The organism is Phyllobacterium sp. P30BS-XVII, from assembly GCF_014138335.1.
In the GTDB taxonomy this organism is placed as follows: domain Bacteria; phylum Pseudomonadota; class Alphaproteobacteria; order Rhizobiales; family Rhizobiaceae; genus Phyllobacterium; species Phyllobacterium meliloti.
This window is the reverse complement of the sequence record NZ_JACGXO010000007.1, coordinates 255,194-278,487: the sequence shown is the minus strand read 5'-3', so window position 1 is coordinate 278,487 and position 23,294 is coordinate 255,194. Positions and strand designations below refer to the sequence as shown.

Here is a 23,294-nt window from a genome sequence, read left to right as displayed (position 1 = left end):
GGAGCTTGGGCATGATCATTAGCCGCACACACAGTGAATCTGAGCAAAGAATTTATCTATGATAAACAGGCATGAGATACGAAAACCCACCATCAAAGATGTGGCGAGAGAAAGTGGTGTCTCCATCGCGACAGTGACCCGGGTCCTTCAGAAATCTCCCAAGGTTAGTGAAGAAACAAAACGGAAAATCGAAAGTGCCATAAAACACCTTAACTATCGACCAGACTTATTGGCGCGTGCGCTTGTTATGAGGGAAAGCCGAATTCTCGGTTTAATAGTTCCCAGTAGCTCTGACCAGTACTGGGGAGAGATCGCCGCTGGCGTCGAAGCAAGAGCCCGGGAATTTGGTTATCAGATTTTGCTGGGTAACACTGGCCGCGATCCAGATAAAGAACGCGAGCTTGCAGAACACTTTCTTAGTCACAAAGTGAAGGGATTAATCGTCGGAGGTGCCTCACAGGCGAGCCGGGCTTGGCTTCACGATCTTGGCCCGGCCATTAAGACTGTTTTGGTGGGCTGGGACGCCAAAACAATCGACGACCGCCATGTTTTGCCGGCATTAGTTGAAGACTTGAAAAGTCTGTCGAGATCCTCACCAGATCTGGACTCTTCGGATATGGAAGCCGAGATTCTATTGACGGACGATCATGCGGCTGCGGGGCGTATGGCCGCTTATCTTGTTGAACTCGGCCACAAAGAGATCGTCTTTCTTGCGGGCCGTCTTCTTAGGCCAGCGGCGCTAATGTTGGAAGGTATCCAGTCTGAGTTGCAGCGGATTGGAGCATGGCCATGCCCCGTTTGGCGGTCTGACGAAACGTTTGAAGCTGGCCGCACCGCTGCCAGACAAATTTTGGAACAATCAAGCCGTCCCACTGCGATTTTTGCCTACAACGATGTGCTGGCAATCGGTGCTATGAGGGGCGCGCGCGAGGCTGGATTATCGATACCGAAAGACATTACGATTGTCGGTTTCGATGACATTGAGGCAGCAAGGTTCGTAGAGCCTCCACTGACAACCGTGCGTTCTCCAAAAAGAATGTTCGGCGCGCGAGCCGTAGATTATCTGTTGACTGCCGAGCCCGACGTCAAGGGCACATCCACTGAGTTTGAACTGGTAATCCGCTCCTCCAGTTCATGTCCCTCGAGGTAGTCATCCGCCAACGCCGCGCGAATGACAGAAACGGGATGCGTTACAGCCCAGCTGCTAATACCTCAAACAGACGTCGCAATTAGTGCGTGGTACTATTAAAAACAAATATGGAACTCGCGATGAGCCAGATTCAGGGGGGCATGTTGCTCAAGATCAGACCTGCCAAACACGGTGATGCAAAGGCGCTCACCCAGTTGATGCATCAATCGAGTGCCTATGAAGGCAACTACACCAGCATTCTGGACGGCTATGCCATCACGCCCGCCCAGCTAGACGCAGATGTTTTCTACGTCGCTGTCCTTCAGGACGCCATCGCGGGCTTCTACAGTCTAACGCTAGCCGAGGAACCGGAATTGGACCTCATGTTTGTTGCCGATCACGCTCAAGGAACGGGAATAGGTGCGAAGCTATTTCAACACATGGTGGCTGAGGCAAAGCGACGTGGTATTCCTTCAATTAAGATTGTCTCCCATCCCCCTTCTGTCGGGTTCTACCAAAGGATGGGTGCCATGATCATTGGAACTAAACTGCCAACGATGAAGGTGACTTGGGCGCGCCCAATATTGAACCTAGCAATCTGATCTTTCGGAGGAGGGTGCGGATGGCTTATTTTGCACAGTGGACGCAATGAAAGTGGATAGTGGGTATTCCACCGCAAGTGGACTTCGTCATAGCCAAGTCAAACGACAGCAGTGTGTACCAAGCGACCCTACCTAGTGGTCCCGGCACCGCATAAACGTTGCAGGAGTCGCGGAACATTTCGATTCCGCCGAATACTGTTTGCCATTCCCGTTCTGTTTGCATCGTGCCCCTGTGCTCAAGGGAGGCCGCTGAGACATGGCTACCGGCCTCCCGCAATCGTGTCAAAGTTCTGTGAGATTTTCTTTGTGGGCGACGAAGTAACGCCGTGTCGCATCAACCAAACGATCGATGTCCGCTTCGGTATGTGCAGCATTGAGATAGCCGCGCACAATGAAGTGGGGGTGGATATAGATGCCGTTTTCCAGCATCCATCGCTGATATGACGAGTGTATTGGATGCTCTTTCGTCTGCGCAAAGCTGGCCATGTCACGATAGCCGATCAGATCTCTCCGGGTAAAGTAAAGGCCCCATACGGATCCATGTTGCCTGACGGTTGCCGGGATGCCGATTTCATCAATCGCGGCATCGATACCAGCCTTCAAACGGTTGCCTAGGCGGTCCAGGTACTCGTAGGGCGGTTCGTTTTCAAGGACCTGCATGCAGCCATTTGCAACCGCCACATTCAACACATGGCCGTAGAAGGTCCCAGAGAAAAACGTCTTACCGAGAGGTGCAAAACCATTCATGATCTCGGCCTTTCCGGCGATCGCCGAAATCGGCATCCCATTCGCGATAGCCTTGCCCATGGTCGTAAGATCGGGGATGATGCCACATTGAACCTGCGCACCGCCAAGACCAAGCCGGAATCCTGTAATAACCTCATCGAAAATCAACACCGACTTGTTGCTATCACAAAGCGCGCGGATTTCGGCAAGAAACCCTGGGACCGGCATGACTACACCAGCGTTGTGATATACAGGCTCGACGATCACCGCAGCGATATCGGCGCCATGTTTTGCGAATATGTCGCCAAGTGTTTTGATGTCGTTATATCCGCAGGTTAGCAGCCCATCCTCGGCGCCACGGATCATTCCGGCTGATTCCTGAACGGGCTTGGGAGCATCGGCGTTGCCGGCCTCCGCGGGATCGAAGTGAACGCTCCACTGAACGTAATCGTGCCATCCGTGATATGCACCTTCGAACTTGAGAATCTTATTTCGGCCCGTGTGGGCTCTCGAACGTCTGATAGCGTGGTACGTCGCTTCCGAACCCGTGCAGCAAAAGACGACTCGCTCCGCGGACGGGATATGCTTGACGATGCGCTCGGCCAATTCAGATTCCAATGGATGTGCAGCTGAGAACGCGACGCCGTGTTGATCCAAAGTTTGGTCAATTACCTTCCTGAGGCGAGGATCATTATGACCAAGAACCACGGCACCGAATGCGCAATGGAAATCGATGTACTCGTTGCCGTCGACGTCCCACATGCGGGCACCTTCGGCCTTGGTCATGTAGAGCGGATGCGGCTTCGCAAAACGGCCTTGGCCCATCACCCCACCAGGGATTACGCGCTGCGCTCTTTCGTACAGCTCCTTTGAGCGCTCGTGTGGCACTGGCCATGGAGCGTCCGCTCGGTGCATCTGATTCATAATTGTCCTCCTTTGAAGAAATAAAGCCTAAACGTGCAAATTTTGCGCAATGTGTACGTTTACATAGCGAATTATCGTGAACTTTCCGGCATGTCAATCTTCATTCGTGACTCCCAAACCCACAACAGACTTGGCTCTGCCCTACAGCTTTCCATAATGCGATATTCCGGTAGGGTTCTGGGCACAGACGCACGTCTGCCAGCCGTTGTGGTGGCGTACCTTGCCGAGCAGATGGGGGTCGAAGTCGGTATTTTCGCAATAGGCGAGATGATGAAGCCGATGTATTTCGGAACGGCAATTACGCACCGCAGAAAATGAGTATCAGGGACTATCAGCCACAAAATCGGACGCCGTGGGAGCACGATGATCTTGATTAGGAGACGTAAATAAATGTCACGGAATCGATGGACAGGGCAATCCAACGGCACAGTACTATGTCGGTGTATTTTTTCTAAGGGTACAGGAACATCTAAAGACGATGCCATTAAGGCTGCCACCCTCGGTAATCTCAAAGTACAAAAGGCAATCGGGGAAATGATAGGCGCCACCACTCGTATGGCTCCTTGAAATTGGTCCTTTAAAAAGTATGCTTCCTAACGACACCTAGGAAGGGCGGGCTATGAACCCTCGCGTTGCACTGGTCCGGCAGTAAGTCTACAGCGCTCACTCAGGAAAAGGCGGCTACGTCCGTCTGTCCTAATCGTTGCGAAAGACAATGGTACTCATCGCGTTTATGGCAGGTAATGAACATGGGCCCGATTATGATGCGGCGAAGTTTCAACCCGTGCTTCGACGCGAAATACACTCTGTAACAAATCCTGAGTGAGAACATACTCTGGCTTGCCGGTAGCGACGATCCTGCCTTCCTGCATGACGATCACCTGATCGCAGAACATTGCAGCATGATTGAGATCGTGCAGTGCGATGATGCTGGTGACTGGCAGATGGGACACAAGCCTCATCAGTCCAATCTGATGCTGGATGTCGAGATGGTTTGTCGGTTCGTCAAGAAGCAATTCTTTCGGAGATTGCGCCAATGCACGTGCAATATGAGTGCGTTGCTTCTCGCCGCCTGAAAGGCTCTGCCAACGCGCATTACGCTTTTCCGCGATGCCGGTATGGTCGAGAGCTTCCGCTACGGCTTTATCGTCGATATTGGACCATCCGGAGAACATCGAACGGTGTGGAAACCGACCGAGCTTTACCACGTCGATCACGGTGGGATTCGAATTGGTCGTTGCCTGCTGTTCAACGAAGGCTATGCGCCGGGCGACAGTCCGGCGAGGAATATCGCGGAAATCCTTGCCGTCCAGTGTGACTTTTCCGGAGTCTGGCCTATGTAGTCCCGCAAGAAGACGCAGCAGCGACGTCTTACCGGAGCCATTGGGTCCAAGAAGCCCGATCATCTGGCCGGGATAAGCTTCCAAAGAAACGCTGTCGAGGATGGTTTTCTTTCCGAACTTCCACGTGATACCGTCGGCTTTAATGCTCATGATGTACGTTGAAACCTGTAGAGAATAACCGAGAAGAAAGGCACGCCGACGAGTGCTGTAACGACGCCGATCGGCAACACCTGTTGGGGGACGAGCGCTCGCGATGCGATATCGGCCAGCACCATGAAGACCGCGCCGACGATAGCGCATGCCGGCAAAAGCCGAATATGCAACGGACCGACTATAAAACGTGCTGCATGGGGCACGACAAGTCCAACGAAGCCGATAGTGCCCACCATGCTGACGATTGTGGCTGTCATAATCGCTGTCAGCGCAAAGAGCACGGTTCGGACCCTTCCCACATTGACCCCGAGAGCTGAAGCTGCTTCGTCACCAAACGCGAACGCATCCAGTATCCGCGCATAGAACAGGCAGGAAATGAGGCTGAAACCGACAACGATGGAAACCAGCATAAATTCCGGCCAGCGTACGCCACCAAAACTGCCAAGCAGCCAAAACATTACATCCCGCGCCTGCTGAGCGTTACCAGATGTTGTCACGATGTAGGATGTGGCGGCATTGAACAACTGCGAAGCTGCGACCCCGGCGAGTATCGTGCGATCCGCCCCGCCTCGCGCGCCATTCGACAAAAGCGCGACAAACAAAAAAGCTGCAAACGCGCCGGCAAAGGCTCCCGCTGACAGCGACAGAGTTCCGGCACCCAAGCCGAGGATCACTATCGCTACTGCACCACTTGACGCACCCGCAGAAATGCCGAGAACGTAAGGCTCTGCAAGCGGATTACGCAGAAGTGACTGCATGATCGCGCCGGAAAGTGCCAACCCCGCGCCGCAAAAGGCCGCGACCAACGCCCGGCTGAGGCGATAATCCCAGATCACCGTCTGATGGATCCGATTGAGTTCTACCTCTGTCCATCCCAACTGGTTGGTAATGGCCGCAAAAGTCGTCGCAAGCGGTATCGGCAGGTCGCCAATCCCGACGCTGACCCCAACGACCAGTGCGATTGCGGCAAGGGAAGCAAGCAGTAGTGCCGCGAATATGGCGAGTTGTCGAGCAGTGCTGCTTTTCTTGCTCAATTCAGCTGTCCAAGTGCCTTTAACTGCTCCGCGACCTGTTCGGCACCGTAGATCGTGCGGATGGTCGGATTCATCGCCTGGCCATCCATGACGACTATCGCTTTATTTTTAACCGCAGGAATCTGACTAACGGCCGGATCGGTCGTCAGGAACTTGATCTTGGCTTCCGGTTTATCGAGTTCCCACCGGTTTCGGTCGAGATTGGCGACAACGATAAAGTCCGGATTGGTGGCGATGATGCTTTCCCAGCCGAGCGTCGGCCATTCCGCTTCCGCGTTGATTGCGTTCTTGCCGCCTAGTACATCAGCGATGAAGCCGGAAGCACCGTTCTTGCCGCCAAGATAGGCGTCAGCAGTTGGCGACGGACTGGAGAACCAGAATATATAGGAAAGCTTCCTGCCCTTCATTGAAACACTTGAGCGCAGGGCTCCCTCGCGCTTCTTCAAATCAGTAATCAGCGACTGGCCACGATCCTTCACGTCAAAGATCTGAGAAAGCTCGTCAATCTCTTTGTAAAGTTGGTCCATGTTCCAGAGCTGGTCACGACTACCGTATTCATTCTTCACCTTCTCAGTGCTGAGACAAGTGCTCGGTGATATGTAAGACGGCACGCCGATTTTATCGAAATCCTCGCGCTTAGCCACCTTGCTGGTCGGCCCGATCAGACTGGGCAGGGCCGCGGCCACGAAATCCGGATTCTGGGCGAGAATGGATTCAAAAGTCGGAAACTCAACGGTTAACAACTTCACTTTCGCGTTAGCCTCCGCGAGCTCTGGCAAGACTTTGCTAGGCCAGAATGCCGTCCCCACCATCTTGTCTTCAAGTCCTAGCAAAAGTAGTATTTCGGCACTATTTTGGCCAAGGCCCACTGCTCGTTTCGGTGCTTTTTCGAATATAACGGTTGCACCGCAGTTTTCGATGGACAAAGGGTAGTGAGTTGACGTCGCTGATGCGGGATTTGCGACCAAACTGACTGCATAAAAGCTGAAAACGGTGAGACCAGTTTTGAGTATATTCACGGAGAAACTTCCTTGGCGAAGAGATGTTCGCGATATAGCCTCGCCGGGCCTTCCAAAACAAGACTCTTTTTGTCTTGTTTTGGCGGGAATTTCAGAAAAAAGGGTTGCGGATAAAAACCTGGACTCGTTTTAAGTAGGGCCAAGACCTCTCGATATTCGGTTGGGCTAAGATACAATGGCTCGTCCGGTTTCAGTCTGACTCAAAGAAAAGTTGCCCTTCGGCAACTGACCTCACGCCAGCCGCCGATAGGAAGCACTGTCGATCCCAATAGCTGTTATCTCATTTCAATGGGATCAGGCCGGCGTTCGTCGGTTTGAAGCCACAGGCGTTGAAATAAAACGGCCTGAGATGTGGATCGAAGTCTACATGCAGCCACTCGCAGTCGGTCCGCCTTGCATGGGCGACCGCCTCTTCGATCAGGGCCTTCGCAATACCCTGGCGTTGGAAAGCGGGATCAACCATGGTGTCCAGGATAAAAGCATGAACTCCCCCATCCCACGCCACGTTCACGAACCCGACCAACCTTGCCGATCGACGAATGCAAACCCATCCGAGACTGAAGTGATTGACTTGGGCCCACCAGTCGTCCGCCGACTCCCGGTGTTCAAAGCATTTCGCGTGGAGAGCGTTGACCTCCGCGTTCTCGAAGGCTCCGCGCCATTCAGCAATTGCCGAATTGTGAGATGAAGGAAAAGGCATACTCACCCCTTAGATCGTCGCCGTTGTTCAGGCAAGGTCCGCATCCATCCAATATTGCCTTAACGAAGACAATCCACTTTCCACCTCAAACCAGACAGCCAAGTCCCTCAGGCAGAACGGCAGCTTTAAGGAAATGTCGTAGCTTGGTTTAACGGCCGTAATGGCGGCGGAAACCAGCCATTTTTCGCGCTAAATTTTCTTATTGGAACGTGGGAATGTTCAAGTGATAGCGGAGCCGTCAAAGAATAGCGCGTCCCATGTGGAGCTGATGGGACGTTGATTTATATCAATTATAATGGGCTAGTGGTTTTCTGCTGCAATTCGGGAACTTTGGAACTCGACAGAGGGTGGATATATTTGTTTAGCGCCAGATAAACAACATGCGTTTCAAGACATTGTCCCTACGGACCAAATGATGCCAAAAAGCAGCAAGGGCATGTAGGCTTGCAAGGATGAGAATGCCATTGGCGCAAAGGCTGTGCAATTCTTTGATAGATCGTGCGGTTTCGCGATCAGGCAGAAATGGCGCCGGGATGGTAAATAGTCCGAAGAAACTAAGCGCATCGCCTCGGTACCATGTCAGGAAGATGCCAAGTAGCGGAATTGCAATCAAGAGTGCGTAGAGGACCAAATGCCCGGCCCGGGCCAACACGCGTTCTGTAACCGTCATCGATAGTGGAAATTCCGGTGTACCTTTAACCAGTCGCAAGAACACGCGCCATCCGACCAAGAATGCCAACAACATCCCAAAGGATATATGTAGCCACCAGGCAAAAGCGCGATTTGGATCACCCCGTTGAAAAATATCATCGCCAAACGTCAGTCCATAAAGTCCAACAACAAGAACAAAAATTATCCAATGCAGAGATTTTTGCGACGTGGAATAGTTATTGGAAGCCATCAGGTTAATCTCCACTTTGTAATGGTTCTAATCAGCGTGCAAATTGAGGCCGGTCTATGTTCGAGATGATGAATGCTTGATTTCCTTGCAAACTGTTCATGTCGACTTCGGCGCATATTCCGGCGTGTTGGGTGCATTCAGAGCGTCATCTCCATCAACAATCCGGGTTGGGTTTCTCCTTTTCAGTGATTGCTGAAAGATTGCATTCTCATAGATAGCCATTCGTATGCTGATCACGATCATCGCAAGGACCGCGAAAACTAATGTTGAGCTCTCAATGAATCTCATGAATTTTCACCCCTCGTACTGCTCATGGCCGCGAAGTGGTCAGAAGTGAACGTTCAACGGTCGCTGGCTGCAATTAGATAGATCTTATTCAGCGAGACTGAATTGATCAGGATCAATGCTCAAAACGATGAACAACAGGAAGGTTGCGACTGACACATCGCTTCAATCGGCAGCAAATCAGCTCAATGGCTAAAACGCAGGGATTGGGGCGTTAGAAACAGACCATATTGGAGCAAGAAAATGACTACAGATACTTGGAGCGGCAATTTGACAACCCGTGCTGGATTTAAGTTCCACGTACGCCCGGCGCGACCTGACGATGAGGCTGCACTGGCAGAGTTCTTCACTCAGGTGACACCCGAAGATCTACGATTTCGCTTCTTGTCCAGCATCCGGGAGGTAGGGCATGACCGTCTCGTTGCCTTGACCCAGATCGATCATCTTCGAACAGAAAATTTTTTGGCGTTCGCTCAGCTTGGAGGGCCGATCATAGCCACCGCCATGCTCGCATGTGATGACTCTCTCGAGAAAGGCGAAGTTGCCATTTCTGTTCGTGCTGAGCACAAAAATAAGGGTGTCGGTTGGAAGTTACTGGATCATATATCGCGCTACGCAGATGCCAGAGGTATCACCACGCTTGAATCAATCGAGAGTCGTGAAAACCACGCTGCAATTGATCTTGAGCGCGAATTTGGCTTTGTAGCGGAAGCCTACCCGGATGATCCTTCTCTCATTATTGTCCGCAAGCATTTGAGCCATCTGTAGTCACAAAGGACGCAAACATCCTCAAAACGATAGGACGGTACACAGGGGTCAAGTCTCTTCAGTTGAGCGACAACCAAGATAGGTGAGCGTGAGCGGCTTGTAAAAATCGGCATGGATTGATCCAGCGCAATGTCCGTAAAGTGCGTGTGCTTTAAGAGCTGGATTTGAAGTTCATCAACCCTGTGAACTTTTAAAGAAGTGCTTTGGCTACAGCGTCACGCACACTTCAAAGGATGTGCGAACAGACCAAGCATCCATCCGGCCTCTCTAAGCGTTAATCGAGCAAAACTGATCGGAAGGACCCATGATGAATATTGCCTCAGGACGAGAATCCCATTCGCGCTTGTCTGCACAGGAGCTCGGAAATATCGATCTGTACTGGCGTGCTGCCAATTATCTGACAGTAGGACAGATTTATCTCCTCGATAATCCGCTACTTCGCAAGCCACTGAAAATTGAACATGTGAAACCCAGGCTATTGGGTCACTGGGGAACGTCTCCCGGCTTGAGTTTTATCTATGCTCATCTTAACCGCATCATCCGCATGATTGATGTCAATATGATTTATGTTTGCGGCCCCGGACATGGCGGCCCGGCAATGGTGGCAAATACCTATTTGGAAGGAAGCTACAGTGCCCGGTATCCTGACATTTTGCGAAATGAAGAGGGCATGCGAAAACTGTTCAGACAGTTTTCTTTTCCTGGCGGGATTCCAAGTCACGCCTCGCCAGATGTGCCAGGTTCAATCCACGAGGGCGGCGAGCTCGGTTATTCCCTGTCGCATGCTTTCGGTGCTGCGTTTGATAATCCCGATCTGGTGGTAGCCTGTATCATTGGAGATGGTGAAGCGGAGACGGGTCCGCTTGCGGCGGCATGGCATTCTAACAAATTTCTTAATCCGCAGCGGGACGGTGCGGTTCTGCCGATCTTGCACCTCAACGGTTATAAAATTGCCAATCCAACCGTTCTTGCCCGGATTTCGCAGGAGGAATTGCGGGCACTGTTCATGGGCTATGGCTATGATCCGATTTTCGTCGAGGGTGATAACCCCATTCTAATGCATCAACTCATGGCAGATGCCATGGATAATGCGATGCAGAAAATTAAATCCATTCAGCAGATCGCGCGTCAGGATTATGATGCCTATGCCACCCGGCCCATCTGGCCAATGATTGTCCTGCGCAGTCCCAAAGGCTGGACGGGACCAAAAGAAGTCGATGGCTTGAAAACAGAAGGGTTCTGGCGATCACATCAGGTACCTTTGTCGGGTCTAGGGGAAAACCCCAAACACCTGAAGATGCTGGAAGAGTGGCTCCACAGCTATCGACCGGAGGAACTCTTCGATGCAAAGGGAGCTCCGATGGCCGACGTGGCTGCTGCGACGCCGCAAGGGGCTCGTAGAATGGGGTGCAATCCGCACGCAAATGGCGGGCTCTTGAAAACATCATTGAAGATGCCTGACCTAGTTTCTCATTCTGTTCAAGTGAACGGACCTGGCACAGTCAAGGCCGAATCCACCAAGGTCATGGGCGCATTTTTGCGCGACGTGATGACGGCAAATATCGACACCCGCAATTTCCGAATTGTTGGACCAGATGAGACGGCTTCCAATCGGCTTCAGAATGTTTTCGAGGTAACCGATCGCGCCTGGATGGCAACAAAATTACCCGAAGATACCAATCTTGGAGCAAATGGGCGGGTAATGGAGATACTTTCTGAACATACCTGTCAAGGTTGGCTCGAAGGATATCTGCTGACCGGCAGACACGGCTTGTTTTCCTGCTATGAAGCATTCGTACACATCGTGGATTCCATGTTCAACCAGCATGCAAAATGGTTGGATACAAGCCGCGATATCCCGTGGCGACCACCGATTGCTTCGTTGAACTATCTGCTGACAAGTCACGTCTGGCATCAGGATCACAACGGCTTCAGCCATCAGGATCCGGGTTTTATTGATGTAGCGCTGAACAAGAAAGCAGACGTTGTGCGTGTTTATCTCCCGCCGGATGCCAATACGCTTTTATGTACCACGGATCATGTGCTGCGTACCTGGGACCGGATCAACATCATCGTTGCTGGTAAGCCGCCTCTGTGGCAGTGGTTGACACTGGATCAGGCAAAGATCCATTGCAAAGAAGGCCTCGGCATCTGGCACTGGGCCTCAACCGAGAATGATGTAGAACCCGATGTTGTGATGGCATGTGCAGGCGATGTCCCGACACTTGAAACATTGGCGGCCGTCAGCATACTCAAAGAACATTTGCCGGAATTGAACATAAGGGTAGTCAATGTGGTTGATCTGATGGCGTTGCAGCCGAAGGAGCGGCATCCGCATGGGCTTGCCGATACGGCCTTCGATGCTGTTTTCACCAGCAACAAACCCGTTATTTTCGCCTACCATGGCTATCCATGGACAATCCATCGATTGACGTATCGGCGAACCAACCACGATAATTTTCACGTGCGCGGCTATCAGGAAGAGGGGACAACCACGACCGCTTTTGACATGACGGTTCTTAACGAGCTTGACAGATATCACCTTGTTTTGAGTGTGCTCGACAAGGTACCTGCGGCGCGATCACGAGGAACAGGGCTTGCCGAGCTGATGAAGGCCAAACTGCTCGAGCATCATGATTATATCCGGATACATGGCGAGGATATGCCGGAGATCCTCAACTGGCGATGGGTACCCTCTTCGCAAGTCGGTTTGAGTTGATTGAATGCCGAAGACAATACTTGTCCTCAACGCGGGCTCGTCCAGCCTGAAGTTCGCGGTCTTTGAACTGGCGGGCGATCCAACTTTACACGTTCGCGGCAGTATTTCTGCTCTGGATGCCAATCCGCGGATGAAGATTTATGAGGCCGGCAGTGAAGACATCGAGGTTCCCGTCAAGGGCGAAACCATGGATATCAAGACTGCGATGGCATTGGTACTGGATCAGCTATCGTGTCGTGGCCATCTGAAATCTGTGGTCGCTGTTGGCCACAGGATCGTCCACGGCGGAGGCGAGTTTGCAGATATCACGGTGCTAGATCAACACGTCATCAACGATTTGCGCAAACTCATTCCACTCGCTCCCATGCATCAACCTCGCAATCTCGAGATTGTAGCAGAAGCGATGAGGGCGCTCCCAAAGGCCATACAATATGGCTGTTTTGATACGGCCTTTCATCACAGCAGGCCCAGGATCGCGTCCCTTTATGGTCTGCCACGCAGCTATGCGGATCATGGGCTCATCTCTTATGGGTTTCACGGGATATCTTATGGCTACATTGCTTCCCGCTTGCGAGCTAAATATGGTCACCTTGCCGGAGGAGGCTGCATTGTTGCGCACCTTGGCAGTGGGGCAAGTCTTTGTGCGATGCAGGGTGGAGTGAGTGTTGCAACCACTATGGGATTTTCAACGCTTGACGGATTGCTGATGGGCACGAGGTGCGGAGCACTTGATCCGGGCGTAGTGCTGTATCTGCTCCAGGAACAAGGCATGTCCGCGGATGCCATTGCCGATCTTCTGTACAATCAATCAGGACTTTTGGGCATTTCAGGCCTTTCCGCAGATATGCAGGTGTTGATTAATTCAACGGAAATTATGGCCAAGGAAGCAATTGATCTTTTTGTTTATCGGACCAGTCAGCAGATTGGGGCGATGGCGGCATCCTTAGGCGGCGTCGATACACTCGTTTTTTGTGCGGGGATTGGCGAAAACTCACCTTTGATCCGGGAGAAGATTGGTGCTGCTACGAAGTGGCTCGGTGTGAAGATTGACAAGGATCGCAATTGGAAAGGCCAAGAGGATATCACTGCCTCTCACTCAAAGGTGAAAGTCCTTGTTATTGCAACCGATGAAGAGCTTGCCGTTGCGCAGGACGTCTCTCGTTGTATTCAGCAAACACCCCAATAAAGGGGAGATTGGCATTTGATTATGATCAATGCGTTGCTGCTCGATAATTGAGATCATTATTCCGATCGGGAGAATGGAACGTGGTCCCCGTTACTGAGAGGAACAGAAATGAACGATTACGCATTGCGTCAGAACATTATCGATGAATTGGAATATGAGCCTAGTATAAACGCCACCAATATCGGAGTGGCAGTTGAAAATGGCGTCGTCACCCTGACGGGGCACGTATTCACCTATTGCGAGAAAAACTCCGTGGCCGACGCTGTTTGTAGGGTGAAAGGCGTAAGAGGCATTGCCCAGGAGATCGAAGTCAGACCATTTGGCACTCATCGTACAGCGGATGATGAAATCGCAAAAAGGGCGCTTCACGTCATCAGCTGGAATACTGTCATTCCCGATGGAACTGTACAGGTAAAAGTTCAGGATGGATGCGTGACGCTCACTGGAAAAGTTGAATGGCATTATCAGAAGATTGCAGCAACGGAAGCCGTTCGAGGCTTGGCGGGTGTGTACGATGTGCTCAATTACATCGAAGTGAAGCCCCATTTGTCAGCTTTTGACGTGAAGCGGCGTATCGAAGATTCTTTGCGCCGCATTGCCCAGGTCGATGCGGCTTCGATCAATGTCGATGTAAATGATGCCGGCATGGTCACATTACGGGGTAAAGTTGGTGCCTGGTTCGCGAGAATTGCAGCCGAGCGGGCAGCATGGTCGGCGCCGGGCGTAAAGATTGTTGACGACAAAATTACAGTAGCCTGAATACTCGGGGACCAATTTGATTTCAAAAATTAAGTTGGTCCCATGTTTTGTCTCACGACCGGGGATTTTTTGGATTGTCCAGTGCTTCCCGCAGGCCCCGAATTATGACCGATCTGCCTCGCTCATCGGCTTCCTTGTCAACCGCCTCGCTGATATCAAGCAGAAGTTTGGACAAATCATTATGCCAATCGAGATGTGCCACTTTGTTTGGGGGCAATCGGGGGAAATGATTTGTTACAAGCCTGGTAGCAGTTTGTCCCAGCTCGTATGTGTCATCCAGCTCAGGTGTTACAATATGCGCTCCGTCATGCAAGGTTTCGAGACGGTTTTTAAGGGCATCAAGACTGCCCTCTTCACCATGAACAAGAAAAATATGCTGCCAAACCGGATTGCGTGCTTGGATCCAATTCATGAGCTCGGAAGCGTCTGCATGTCCTGAGTAAAGATCAAGTTGGCGAACACGTGCTTTGACCTGCACTTCTTCTCCTTGGATACGAACACTTGATGCGTGATCGAGAAGAATTCGGCCAAGTGAACCTTGCGCCTGATATCCTGTGAGCAGGATTGTTGCGTTCTTGCGCCAAAGATTTGCCTTCAGATGATGGCGAATCCGGCCTGCGTCACACATGCCACTGGCAGCGATGACGACGAAAAACCCGGAAATCCGATTGATCGATTTACTCTGCTCAACGGTTTCGGTGAAACGGACATGAGGATCATTCAATGCATCGCGCAAAATGTCGCCGCGTTCAATTTCTGATGCATGCCGTTCAAATATTTCACTGGCACGTGTTGCAAGCGGAGAGTCTACGAAAATTGCGCTTGCCGGGATGGAACCTGCCTTCATCAAGAGAAACAGATCAACCAGCAGCTCCTGAGTTCGCTCGACAGCAAAGGAAGGAATGACGAGAGGCCCGTTCGCCCTTACAGCCATTTGCACTTCTTGGAGTAAAATTTCCCTGCGTTGATCCGATGAAACGTCACCACGTTCGCGGTCGCCATATGTTGCTTCGCAGACAAGATAATCGAGATCCCGGGGACCTTCTGCAGAACTTTGCAACAGCTTATGAGCAGGCCCGATATCGCCGGAAAACATCAAACGTAAGATTGGACCGCTTTCTTCGCTGGCCAGTTCAATTTCAATGGAAGCGGAACCCAACAGATGACCTGCATTCCAAAAGCGAGCACGTATGCCAGGTACAATGGAAATCCACTCTCTGTAATCGACCGATCTGAACAGGGGCATACATGCTGTCGCATCGGCCTGTATGTATATAGGGGTAACAATTGGACGCCCCCGCTGCGCGTTGCGCCGATTCAACTGTTCCACTTCTGTTTCCTGAATGTGTGCAGAGTCGGGCAACATGACAGAACAGAGATCGATTGTCGCTTTTGTCGCGAATATCCGGCCCGTGAAACCCTTGTTGACCAGTTTGGGCAATAGTCCGGAGTGGTCGATATGCGCGTGCGTCAGAAGCACCGCGTCTACTTTTTCCGGATCAAACGGAAAGGCGCGATAATTCAATTCGCGTTCGGATTTGGGCCCCTGAAACATTCCGCAATCAACGAGCACGCGCGCTTTTTCGGTTTCTATTTCGAAACAGGAACCCGTTACAGAATGGGCAGCTCCGTGAAAATGCAGTCGGGGTAATGACATGGTTTTTGAGCCTGTGAAAGAAGACGCGAGTTGTGGCGGTACTATCCACTTTCGTGCGCAGGTCGGCTTTGATACGGATCAATACTTGCGCATTCAAGACTTCCTGCGAAGCAAGCTTTTGATGTCATCAGTAAGCGGAACAATCGCCGACATCATGAGAATAAGTGTGAGAATTGATGAAGCGGCAAATCCAGCGTATTTGAAACCAATCGCCCCGCAGACGCCACCGCAAAAAAACATGAGAATAAGCGACGCGTGGACCTGCAGTTTTACCCGGTCGGCTCGCACAGGATTAACTTTTACGTCACCCGTTGAAATGTTCCAGTACAAGAGTTTACCAAGTTCAATACCCATGTCGGTGACCATACCCGTTACGTGAGTTGTTCGGATGCGTGCATTGGAAAGCTTGGTAATCACTGCATTTTGAAGCCCCATAATGAAGCATAGCAACATCACCGTTGCCGGGATGAAGAGCCATTGGCGTTGTTCCAGATTGTTACCGATCAATCCAAAACATAGCAGCAGCAATGCTTCAACAATTAAGGGAACAGCGTAAGCGCTGTTCAGGCTTTGCCGTTTGCCCCAATTGACGAGTATTGAAGAACTGGCTGCTCCACCAACAAAGGATGTAAAAGCGCCAAACCCCGCGAGAAACAGATTGCATCGGCCTAGGGCCAAATTGTCGGCCATGGAGGATACGATCCCCGACATGTGCGATGTGTACTGGTTTACGGCCAGAAATCCTCCAGCATTCACGGCGCCTGCAACAAAAGTCAGAATGCACGCCAGATGGAAGTCAGCTTTGTCGCTGCGATCGTGGGCTGCTAACTGGCGCAACAATGGAAGCATGACTGTTGAACACCGTTCTGATGATCAATCACTCATGGCTTCAAGAGTTTTCCATTTCAGGATTTCAGCGGTTCTCAGCGTCGGCAGAGCAATAATGCCTTTTTCCTTCATTTTTGAAAACACACGCGAGACAGTTTCAATGGTCAATCCAAGATAGTCTCCAATGTCCATACGCGACATTGGCAGATCGACTTGTTCCAAGCCGCCCTGCCGCCTGGCAATATCAAGGAGAAAGGCAGCTACCCGCTCGGCAGCGGTTTGGCGTCCAAGGACAAGCAGATGTTCCTGGGCGCGTGTTAAACCACGCAATGTTATTGGCAAGAGAAACTGGGACACATCGTTTAATTGGGATTGCCGGAAACTGCGGATACTGGTTCCTGTGATCGCTTCGGCAAAAAAATGATGAACGGTATCACCCTCGAAACCAAATACTTCACCCGACATGTAAAAGGCGCTGATTTGCCTGCGGCCGTCTGATAGGAGGCGGTAAACACGGACAGCTCCAAACTCAACCTGATAGATATTGCCTGCTGCTTCACCTTGAGCGTAAATCTCGGATCCTGGTGCGTGAAAACTCGTTTGCTGAGGACTGGTCGCACCGAAGGGCAGGGGAACATGCGCGTCGTTAGCGTGTGGGTATTGTCCCTGTCCAGATATGTGAGAATGTGCGAAGGCGAACATGGCGATCTCCCTTTGATTTGATAGGGAAAGCATCATCCAAATTTGACATTGGCGTAATTCGGTTATGTACCTACGGGTTTTCCCGTAGAACGCGCATTAAAACGGCCTCACGTACCCCCAGTGAGTTTGCGGATTTCGTTTATGAGGGCGTTGCCGAAGATCGGTTTGATCAAGTAATGGACCAAACTCGCTTGAGGGAGAGGATGAGACCGGTCAACGAGTAAAATGACAGGAATAGTCATCTTTTGCAGGCCACTCCCTGGGATTGGCTCTCTCTTGATTACGGGCTCATCAATAATTGCACATGAATACGATTGTGATTGCAGGGCGACAGAAGCTGAACTCAACGTCGAGTATGATTTCACTGTATATCCTTCAGCTTCGAGCGCGAATTCGAGTGAACGCCGAAACACACGATCGGGTGCAACAATCAGGATCTGGCAAAAATTGGTCAAAGAACTTCCCTCGTAACGCGATCATTGATCGGTTGCCGGAAAATCAGCATCAACTGGCTTAGTGTTTCAGGAGGAGACCCGCATTGAGGTAGATCAAAGAAGAAGAACTATAAGGTTGGGGTTTTCAGGTTTCCCTGCCAAATTTGACATGAAGTGCCATTCTAACAAGCTCTGGCAAGCTTTTGGCCTGCATTTTGGTCATTACGTTTGACCTATGGACTTCAACAGTGCGAGGGGAAATTTTAAGGTCATAGGCGATGGTTTTATTCGCAAGGCCGGTTATGACACCAGACATGATTTGCAGTTCGCGATCCGTTAGCTGAGCGATCCGTGCGAGAATAGCTGCGGTATCTTCTACGGCAGGTGTGTCACTTATTCGGCTAGCGGCGCGCTCTATCGCATCAATCAAGGTTTGTTCTTCGAACGGCTTTTCGATGAAATCGAGCGCGCCCGCCTTCATTGCTTCGACAGCCATCGGCACATCACCGTGGCCGGTAATGACAATTGAAGGAATTTCGATTGCTGCGGCCTGAAGTTCGCGCAAAAGCTCAACTCCACTCATATCCGGCATACGCAAATCTGTGATTAGGCACCCGTTGCCTAGTGAAGGTGCAGAAACCAGAAATGCAGTAGCAGATTCATGCAAGCGAACGGCGTATCCAGCCATTGTGAGCAGAAAGGCCAACGATTTTCGGACGGCCTCCTCATCATCCACAATATGCACGATATAGTCACTGCTTGCCATTCGGTGTCTCGTCTTCAAACGCAGGAAGGGTGAACCGGAATGTAGCACCACCCTGATCATTTCGCTGCACTGAAATCTCGCCTCCGTGGGATTCCACAATGCGTTTGGAGATGGAGAGCCCGATGCCCATTCCGCCGGGTTTGGTCGTGACAAAAGGTCTGAAAAGCTGAGCTGCGACTTCGTCAGAAATGCCTTGTCCGGTATCCGCCACTTCAATAGCAATCATCCCATCCACTGCAGAGGTTGTACTTACCGAAAGCTCGCGTGTGGTGCAATCACGCATTGCTTCCATAGCATTACGCATAAGATTAATGAGAACTTGCTGAATCTGGACCCGATCTGCCATCACAAGCTTGGCATTGGGTGCGAAGTCAAACGATGACCGCATGCCTCTCTCACGTGATCCCACCAGGGCCAGTGCTGCTGCTTCTTCAACGAGATTGCGAATATTTTCCGGTGCTTTTTCGGTTTCACCGCGTGTCACAAATTCTCGCAGATGGCGAATAATTTGACCTGCTCGCAGAGATTGTCTGGACATTTCTTCCAGTGCTTCTCGCATTTTTATGGCGACTGCTTCATCTATGTTGCGCAGGAGGCGGGTGCAGCCCTGTGCATAGTTCGCTATGGCCGACAGCGGTTGATTGAGCTCGTGTGCCAAAGTCGATGCCATCTCACCAAGTTCGTTTAGCCTAGCCAAACGGGCCAGTTCACCCTGGATTTCCTCGAGCCGCGCAGCTGATTCTTCACGCTCCGTGAGATCTCTGATGAAACCCGTAAAAAAGCTTTTTCCGCCCGATTTGAATTCACCGACAGCCAGTTTCATCGGAAATGTTGATCCATCTTTTCTGCGACCAACCACCACACGATCAACGCCTATGATACGCTTTTCTCCTGTTTCTAAATAGCGATGGATGTAGCCATCGTGCTCGTGACGGTAAGGTTCCGGCATGAGCACACGCACGTTCTGTCCGATGACTTCGGCTTCCAAATACCCAAATTGCCGAATAGCTGCTGCGTTAAAGGCGGTAATGGTGCCATCTTTTTCGATGACGACAGTGGCGTCCAATACTGTATCAAGAATGGAGCGCAGATGAGCTTCTCGTGCATCAAGGTCGCTGACAGTTTTGTCAGTCATGCGACGAGCACGATGCAACAACCCTCCCATCCAGGCGATTGTCGCGCCGACAATGATCAGAATGGCAAACTCGAGTGCGTTTTCGGATGCATTGAATTGCATCCCGCCCAAATAAAATGCGCATAATAATGACAGGGCAACGGCTGATAGACCTGGGCCAATTCCTCCGGCGATTGATGCAACCAGAATAGCCGGCACAAACAGGATAAATATGGCCCGGTCCTGAAGCAGGCTCTGAAGTGAAAAACGGATGAGAAAAGACAGGCAAACGACACTTATCGCAAGCAGATAACCTCGTGTTCCCTCAAATTGGGAAGAAAGAGCCGCCTGAAGTACACGTCCTTTAAGACCTGGCATATTGCGAGCTGGCATGGTGCCACCATTTGAACTGATCTGCAGGAATATGCAGTGTCTGCTCATGAAGTAGCAAATCGTGCGAATTTACAACAGTATCCATGTGATTCAGGACCCGTTGGCCAAGGATCTAACTCGACATCAGTCTCGTTATGCCGTTCTCTTCAAGAAGGGAGCGGGTGACGCCACCGAAAATGAACTCTCGGACCCGGCTATGTCCATAGGCACCGGAGACGATCAGCTCTGCCTCGACTGATCGGGCAAAGGCAAGAAGCGCACTGCCATCATCGTTGTCATCGATGACTTGACTTCGAGCGCGAATACCATGCCGAAGCAAGAGAGCCAGCACATCCTGAAGGCTTTCTCGAACCAAAGCATCGCCCGTGCCATCCACAGTAACAACTACAACTTCGCCTGCCTGGCACAACAAGGGGATGGCATCAATAACGGCGCGCCGGGCTTCTCTGGTATCCTTCCATGCGACAAGCGCGGTATTGGAGAAAAGTTTCTTCATGCCGTGTGCTGACACGAGTACGGGACGTCCAGCCTGAAGCACCAGACTTGGCAGATTGGCCGAGCGGTTACCATCTGTGATGAAAGATTCTTTTGCAGCGCTCGTAATGATGAGGTCGGCTGTTCGTGCAGCCTCTATCAAAGAAAGTGTTGGGCTGGCTACGCCATCGCGCCACTCGTGGCTGGGCAGGGAGCGGGCGACACGTTCGAATTCACGGCTTAGCTGCTTCAGTCGTTTTTCAATATCCTCTCTTTGTAGCATCATGACTTCGCCCCCACCGCCCAATCCGTCAGGACCGGCTATTATGGGCATTACATTTGCGGCGGCAAATCCAATAAGATGGGCGTTGAACTGCGTTGCGAGATTAATTGCCAGTTCGAGGAGCGGGGAGGCCGCCTCATCAATGTTGAAATTCACGAGTATGCTCTTGTAAGTCATCTCACATTCTCCGATCAGATTGAGACAAATTGCATTGTGGCGCCGCAAATGGGCAGTTGAGCCGGGAGCTCTCATGGCGTTTCAATAGTAATGACGCGATAGGTGTGCATGACGCCTGCGCTTTTGATGGATATATATTCGCCGATGGCGAAACGCTCGTCGCTCAGACGGAAGATCAATTCATCGTCCGTTTCACCAATCGTATAGTCGACATACCATTGACCACCCGGCTTACGTCTGAGGCGCCCTATAAGGTCGTCTTGACCAGGACGAAAATGGCGGACGCGGCATTTGTCTTGAGTGACTTTCCATTCTCTGGCGTCGATGTGCCCGTTTTTATCGAGAGGCAAAAGAAGGTCGTAACCCTGATTGTTGTCGCCAACTGGGTGATCTTTTTCCCGGGCAAGCACGAGCCGAGCGTGTTTGAATCTGGTGCTATTTTTGGTGATTGTGGTCATGGCAGGTGTTCCTTGTTTCAAATGGAATCTACCTGAGTTGCTTTGGTCCGCTTTGATCCAGCGCAATGACCGGATTGATGGTCTCAGTTAATGAGTGGTCATGATAATCGCACCAATAGGGAGCATCGCAATGTCGTGTAAATCAGTTCTCTGCGTCATCGGCAGAGATGAATGCAACCAGGATCTCATCAATGCCGTCAATTTGTCCCTTGAGGCAGATGCCTTTTTGAATGTTCTCATTGTAGGGGTGGCGCCTGCCCCCATTGGTGGATACGGCGTGCTGTCTTCGAACGAATGGATGTTGGATCGTGAAGCGGAACTCGCTTCGATCAAGGCGCGCCAGATGAAGGTGAAAGCCCTTCTTAATACATACAGTCTGTCTGCTGACATCGACACGGAGTATTCGCACAAGGATTGGTTGGATAATATGATTGGGAGGCGCGCGCGTTATTCCGATCTCATCGTCATCGGACCCGATCTGTTGCTTCAGCCTCAACTGCGGGAACCTACACTGGAAGGTGTTCTTTTTCATTCCAGCAGGCCCACGCTTATCATCCCGGCCGGGTTCAGGGCCACCATCCATCCAAAGAAAGTGATGGTTGCATGGAATGGAAGAATTGAAGCTGTCCGGGCAATTCACGAAGCCATTGATATTCTGGTTGAGGCAGAAGAAGTTTTCATCACAACTGTCGATGAAACTGCATCCAACCATCCAAAGGAATTCGATCATAGCGCGCCCTTGGCTACCTATTTAAAGCGACGGGGCGCGAATGTTTCTATTGAACGATTGCCAGCTGGAAGTAGGCCGGTTGCTGAAGTGTTGTCCGAGCACGCGGCGCTAATGGGTGCTGATATGTTGGTCATGGGTGCTTATGGGCACTCACGTCTGCATGAACGCATATTTGGCGGTGTTACCAAATCCCTGATTGATGCACCATCGTTACCGCTGTTCCTAATGCGCTGAACTCGCAGAGTTTTGGCAAATGGTTGGCATGATTGATCTTTGTCAATGCCAGGCATAGGCGGCAGTGTTCTTCTTCTATCTGCAAGGTGTCCCGATAATACAGACGCCATTTGGAACGAGAGGAATAACCATGAGTATGAACACAAAATATCCGCCTCGACCATGTTCATGGATCGAGGCGGATAATTGTTGTTCAACGATATAAAAGTTCATTGCTGCTGCGAATGGTCCGTCTTTGCAAATGTGCCGATTGCTATCGATTGAATGAATTCATTCACAAACGTTTTTACTGCACTCCAATTTGTCAACTCGTAGTCGCGTCTGGCGTCAATTGGACCATCTTCGGTTGCGGAGATTCTTTTCAGCATCCATTTTTTGAAATAGTCGTATTCCGAATATTTAAGTGCGCCGGCACAGTTGAGAACCGCCTTTGGAATCCAGCCAGTTTCCGACGACAGTGCGGTTCCATAGTTTCTGGCTTCTTCCTGCTCCGCGATATCAGAACTGGCGATAGACAGCGACACGGATATAAAGGCCGAAGGCATGTCGTTGAGGACTGGCGCCCAACCGCGCACGTAGTGGATGAAGGGCGAAGGGTAATGTGCCGAATGAACCGGGGCACAGAGGATAATTCCATCGCCCACGCCCGGATCGGCAAATCCAAGCTGATTGGTTTCGCTCAACATGACGGTATGACGGAGCGCTTCCAGATGGCTCGCTATCGCTTCGGCGATTTTGCGGGTTTGTCCCTCAATGCTGGAATAGAGCACGAGAAATTTCATGATCATACCTCTCC

General features: G+C 51.2%; 21 protein-coding genes. 7 read left to right on the top strand and 14 right to left on the bottom strand.

The window, feature by feature from the left end:
* The first annotated feature begins 58 nt into the window (after nucleotides 1-58).
* Together FHW17_RS19795 and FHW17_RS19790 are read left to right on the top strand one after the other, a co-directional pair.
* The gene (locus FHW17_RS19795) at nucleotides 59-1,150 is read left to right on the top strand and encodes a LacI family DNA-binding transcriptional regulator (protein ID WP_113095762.1); all 1,092 of its coding nucleotides are present in this window, start codon (nucleotides 59-61) and stop codon (nucleotides 1,148-1,150) included.
* Between the two features lie 119 nt (nucleotides 1,151-1,269).
* The gene (locus FHW17_RS19790) at nucleotides 1,270-1,731 is read left to right on the top strand and encodes a GNAT family N-acetyltransferase (RefSeq protein ID WP_210275966.1); all 462 of its coding nucleotides are present in this window, start codon (nucleotides 1,270-1,272) and stop codon (nucleotides 1,729-1,731) included.
* Nucleotides 1,732-2,013: 282 nt separating this feature from the next.
* On the opposite strand, the gene FHW17_RS19785 is transcribed toward FHW17_RS19790, so the two are convergent.
* The 6 genes from FHW17_RS19785 to FHW17_RS19755 all read right to left on the bottom strand — a co-directional run bounded on the left by FHW17_RS19785 (nucleotide 2,014) and on the right by FHW17_RS19755 (nucleotide 8,531).
* Complete coding sequence (locus FHW17_RS19785; protein WP_113095761.1) at nucleotides 2,014-3,381, bottom strand: aspartate aminotransferase family protein; 1,368 nt, start codon at nucleotides 3,379-3,381, stop codon at nucleotides 2,014-2,016.
* Between the two features lie 731 nt (nucleotides 3,382-4,112).
* Entirely contained in the window at nucleotides 4,113-4,874 is a 762-nt protein-coding gene (locus FHW17_RS19775) for an ABC transporter ATP-binding protein (RefSeq protein ID WP_113095759.1), read from the bottom strand.
* Nucleotides 4,871-5,911 (bottom strand): iron ABC transporter permease, encoded by a 1,041-nt coding sequence (locus FHW17_RS19770; protein ID WP_113095758.1) that lies wholly within the window; start codon nucleotides 5,909-5,911, stop codon nucleotides 4,871-4,873. Before FHW17_RS19770 ends, FHW17_RS19775 begins: the two co-directional genes overlap by 4 nt.
* Nucleotides 5,908-6,930: an ABC transporter substrate-binding protein gene (locus tag FHW17_RS19765; protein WP_113095757.1), complete on the bottom strand. Its 1,023-nt coding sequence runs from the start codon at nucleotides 6,928-6,930 to the stop codon at nucleotides 5,908-5,910. Before FHW17_RS19765 ends, FHW17_RS19770 begins: the two co-directional genes overlap by 4 nt.
* A gap of 280 nt (nucleotides 6,931-7,210) precedes the next feature.
* On the bottom strand, nucleotides 7,211-7,630 hold the full coding sequence (locus FHW17_RS19760) for a GNAT family N-acetyltransferase (RefSeq protein ID WP_113095756.1): 420 nt from the start codon (nucleotides 7,628-7,630) through the stop codon (nucleotides 7,211-7,213).
* Nucleotides 7,631-7,991: 361 nt separating this feature from the next.
* Nucleotides 7,992-8,531, bottom strand: a complete 540-nt coding sequence (locus tag FHW17_RS19755; RefSeq protein WP_113095755.1) for a cytochrome b — start codon at nucleotides 8,529-8,531, stop codon at nucleotides 7,992-7,994.
* Nucleotides 8,532-9,059: 528 nt separating this feature from the next.
* Between FHW17_RS19755 and FHW17_RS19750 the strand changes: the two genes are divergently transcribed.
* The 4 genes from FHW17_RS19750 (at nucleotide 9,060) to FHW17_RS19735 (ending at nucleotide 14,248) form a co-directional block, all read left to right on the top strand.
* Entirely contained in the window at nucleotides 9,060-9,584 is a 525-nt protein-coding gene (locus FHW17_RS19750; RefSeq protein WP_113095753.1) for a GNAT family N-acetyltransferase, read from the top strand.
* Nucleotides 9,585-9,891: 307 nt separating this feature from the next.
* Nucleotides 9,892-12,303 (top strand): phosphoketolase family protein, encoded by a 2,412-nt coding sequence (locus FHW17_RS19745; RefSeq protein ID WP_113095788.1) that lies wholly within the window; start codon nucleotides 9,892-9,894, stop codon nucleotides 12,301-12,303.
* Between the two features lie 4 nt (nucleotides 12,304-12,307).
* Nucleotides 12,308-13,489 (top strand): acetate/propionate family kinase, encoded by a 1,182-nt coding sequence (locus FHW17_RS19740; RefSeq protein WP_113095752.1) that lies wholly within the window; start codon nucleotides 12,308-12,310, stop codon nucleotides 13,487-13,489.
* A gap of 108 nt (nucleotides 13,490-13,597) precedes the next feature.
* Nucleotides 13,598-14,248, top strand: a complete 651-nt coding sequence (locus FHW17_RS19735; protein ID WP_113095751.1) for a BON domain-containing protein — start codon at nucleotides 13,598-13,600, stop codon at nucleotides 14,246-14,248.
* A 52-nt stretch (nucleotides 14,249-14,300) separates the two neighbouring features.
* On the opposite strand, the gene FHW17_RS19730 is transcribed toward FHW17_RS19735, so the two are convergent.
* The 7 genes from FHW17_RS19730 to FHW17_RS19700 all read right to left on the bottom strand — a co-directional run bounded on the left by FHW17_RS19730 (nucleotide 14,301) and on the right by FHW17_RS19700 (nucleotide 21,534).
* Entirely contained in the window at nucleotides 14,301-15,905 is a 1,605-nt protein-coding gene (locus FHW17_RS19730) for an MBL fold metallo-hydrolase (protein ID WP_113095750.1), read from the bottom strand.
* Nucleotides 15,906-15,998: 93 nt separating this feature from the next.
* Nucleotides 15,999-16,754 (bottom strand): YoaK family protein, encoded by a 756-nt coding sequence (locus tag FHW17_RS19725; protein ID WP_113095749.1) that lies wholly within the window; start codon nucleotides 16,752-16,754, stop codon nucleotides 15,999-16,001.
* 24 nt (nucleotides 16,755-16,778) lie between these two features.
* Nucleotides 16,779-17,435, bottom strand: coding sequence for a helix-turn-helix domain-containing protein (locus tag FHW17_RS19720; protein WP_113095748.1), 657 nt, complete (start codon nucleotides 17,433-17,435; stop codon nucleotides 16,779-16,781).
* 579 nt (nucleotides 17,436-18,014) lie between these two features.
* The gene (fixJ, locus tag FHW17_RS19715) at nucleotides 18,015-18,635 is read right to left on the bottom strand and encodes a response regulator FixJ (protein WP_182510624.1); all 621 of its coding nucleotides are present in this window, start codon (nucleotides 18,633-18,635) and stop codon (nucleotides 18,015-18,017) included.
* A complete protein-coding gene (locus tag FHW17_RS19710) occupies nucleotides 18,622-20,142 on the bottom strand; it encodes a PAS domain S-box protein (RefSeq protein ID WP_113095746.1) in 1,521 nt (506 codons plus the stop codon). The genes fixJ and FHW17_RS19710 overlap by 14 nt, the downstream gene beginning before the upstream one ends.
* Before the next feature lie 112 nt (nucleotides 20,143-20,254).
* Nucleotides 20,255-21,076, bottom strand: a complete 822-nt coding sequence (locus FHW17_RS19705; RefSeq protein WP_113095745.1) for a universal stress protein — start codon at nucleotides 21,074-21,076, stop codon at nucleotides 20,255-20,257.
* Nucleotides 21,077-21,147: 71 nt separating this feature from the next.
* Nucleotides 21,148-21,534, bottom strand: coding sequence for a hypothetical protein (locus FHW17_RS19700; RefSeq protein ID WP_113095744.1), 387 nt, complete (start codon nucleotides 21,532-21,534; stop codon nucleotides 21,148-21,150).
* Between the two features lie 100 nt (nucleotides 21,535-21,634).
* Here FHW17_RS19700 and FHW17_RS19695 point away from each other — a divergent pair, with 100 nt between their 5' ends.
* Nucleotides 21,635-22,498 carry a universal stress protein gene (locus tag FHW17_RS19695; RefSeq protein ID WP_113095743.1) on the top strand — a complete coding sequence of 288 codons (864 nt, stop codon included), beginning with the start codon at nucleotides 21,635-21,637 and terminating at the stop codon, nucleotides 22,496-22,498.
* A 209-nt stretch (nucleotides 22,499-22,707) separates the two neighbouring features.
* On the opposite strand, the gene FHW17_RS19690 is transcribed toward FHW17_RS19695, so the two are convergent.
* Nucleotides 22,708-23,280 (bottom strand): flavodoxin domain-containing protein, encoded by a 573-nt coding sequence (locus tag FHW17_RS19690; RefSeq protein WP_162730185.1) that lies wholly within the window; start codon nucleotides 23,278-23,280, stop codon nucleotides 22,708-22,710.
* Nucleotides 23,281-23,294: the final 14 nt, after the last annotated feature.

Bases quoted from the DNA above. Each gene is read 5' to 3' on its own strand.
- FHW17_RS19795 (WP_113095762.1), top strand. From the start codon at position 59: ATGATAAACAGGCATGAGATACGAAAACCCACCATCAAAGATGTGGCG.
- FHW17_RS19790 (WP_210275966.1), top strand. From the start codon at position 1,270: ATGAGCCAGATTCAGGGGGGCATGTTGCTCAAGATCAGACCTGCCAAA.
- FHW17_RS19785 (WP_113095761.1), bottom strand. From the start codon at position 3,381: ATGAATCAGATGCACCGAGCGGACGCTCCATGGCCAGTGCCACACGAG.
- FHW17_RS19775 (WP_113095759.1), bottom strand. From the start codon at position 4,874: ATGAGCATTAAAGCCGACGGTATCACGTGGAAGTTCGGAAAGAAAACC.
- FHW17_RS19760 (WP_113095756.1), bottom strand. From the start codon at position 7,630: ATGCCTTTTCCTTCATCTCACAATTCGGCAATTGCTGAATGGCGCGGA.
- FHW17_RS19755 (WP_113095755.1), bottom strand. From the start codon at position 8,531: ATGGCTTCCAATAACTATTCCACGTCGCAAAAATCTCTGCATTGGATA.
- FHW17_RS19750 (WP_113095753.1), top strand. From the start codon at position 9,060: ATGACTACAGATACTTGGAGCGGCAATTTGACAACCCGTGCTGGATTT.
- FHW17_RS19745 (WP_113095788.1), top strand. From the start codon at position 9,892: ATGAATATTGCCTCAGGACGAGAATCCCATTCGCGCTTGTCTGCACAG.
- FHW17_RS19740 (WP_113095752.1), top strand. From the start codon at position 12,308: ATGCCGAAGACAATACTTGTCCTCAACGCGGGCTCGTCCAGCCTGAAG.
- FHW17_RS19735 (WP_113095751.1), top strand. From the start codon at position 13,598: ATGAACGATTACGCATTGCGTCAGAACATTATCGATGAATTGGAATAT.
- FHW17_RS19730 (WP_113095750.1), bottom strand. From the start codon at position 15,905: ATGTCATTACCCCGACTGCATTTTCACGGAGCTGCCCATTCTGTAACG.
- FHW17_RS19725 (WP_113095749.1), bottom strand. From the start codon at position 16,754: ATGCTTCCATTGTTGCGCCAGTTAGCAGCCCACGATCGCAGCGACAAA.
- FHW17_RS19720 (WP_113095748.1), bottom strand. From the start codon at position 17,435: ATGTTCGCCTTCGCACATTCTCACATATCTGGACAGGGACAATACCCA.
- fixJ (WP_182510624.1), bottom strand. From the start codon at position 18,635: ATGGCAAGCAGTGACTATATCGTGCATATTGTGGATGATGAGGAGGCC.
- FHW17_RS19710 (WP_113095746.1), bottom strand. From the start codon at position 20,142: ATGCCAGCTCGCAATATGCCAGGTCTTAAAGGACGTGTACTTCAGGCG.
- FHW17_RS19705 (WP_113095745.1), bottom strand. From the start codon at position 21,076: ATGACTTACAAGAGCATACTCGTGAATTTCAACATTGATGAGGCGGCC.
- FHW17_RS19700 (WP_113095744.1), bottom strand. From the start codon at position 21,534: ATGACCACAATCACCAAAAATAGCACCAGATTCAAACACGCTCGGCTC.
- FHW17_RS19695 (WP_113095743.1), top strand. From the start codon at position 21,635: ATGATAATCGCACCAATAGGGAGCATCGCAATGTCGTGTAAATCAGTT.
- FHW17_RS19690 (WP_162730185.1), bottom strand. From the start codon at position 23,280: ATGAAATTTCTCGTGCTCTATTCCAGCATTGAGGGACAAACCCGCAAA.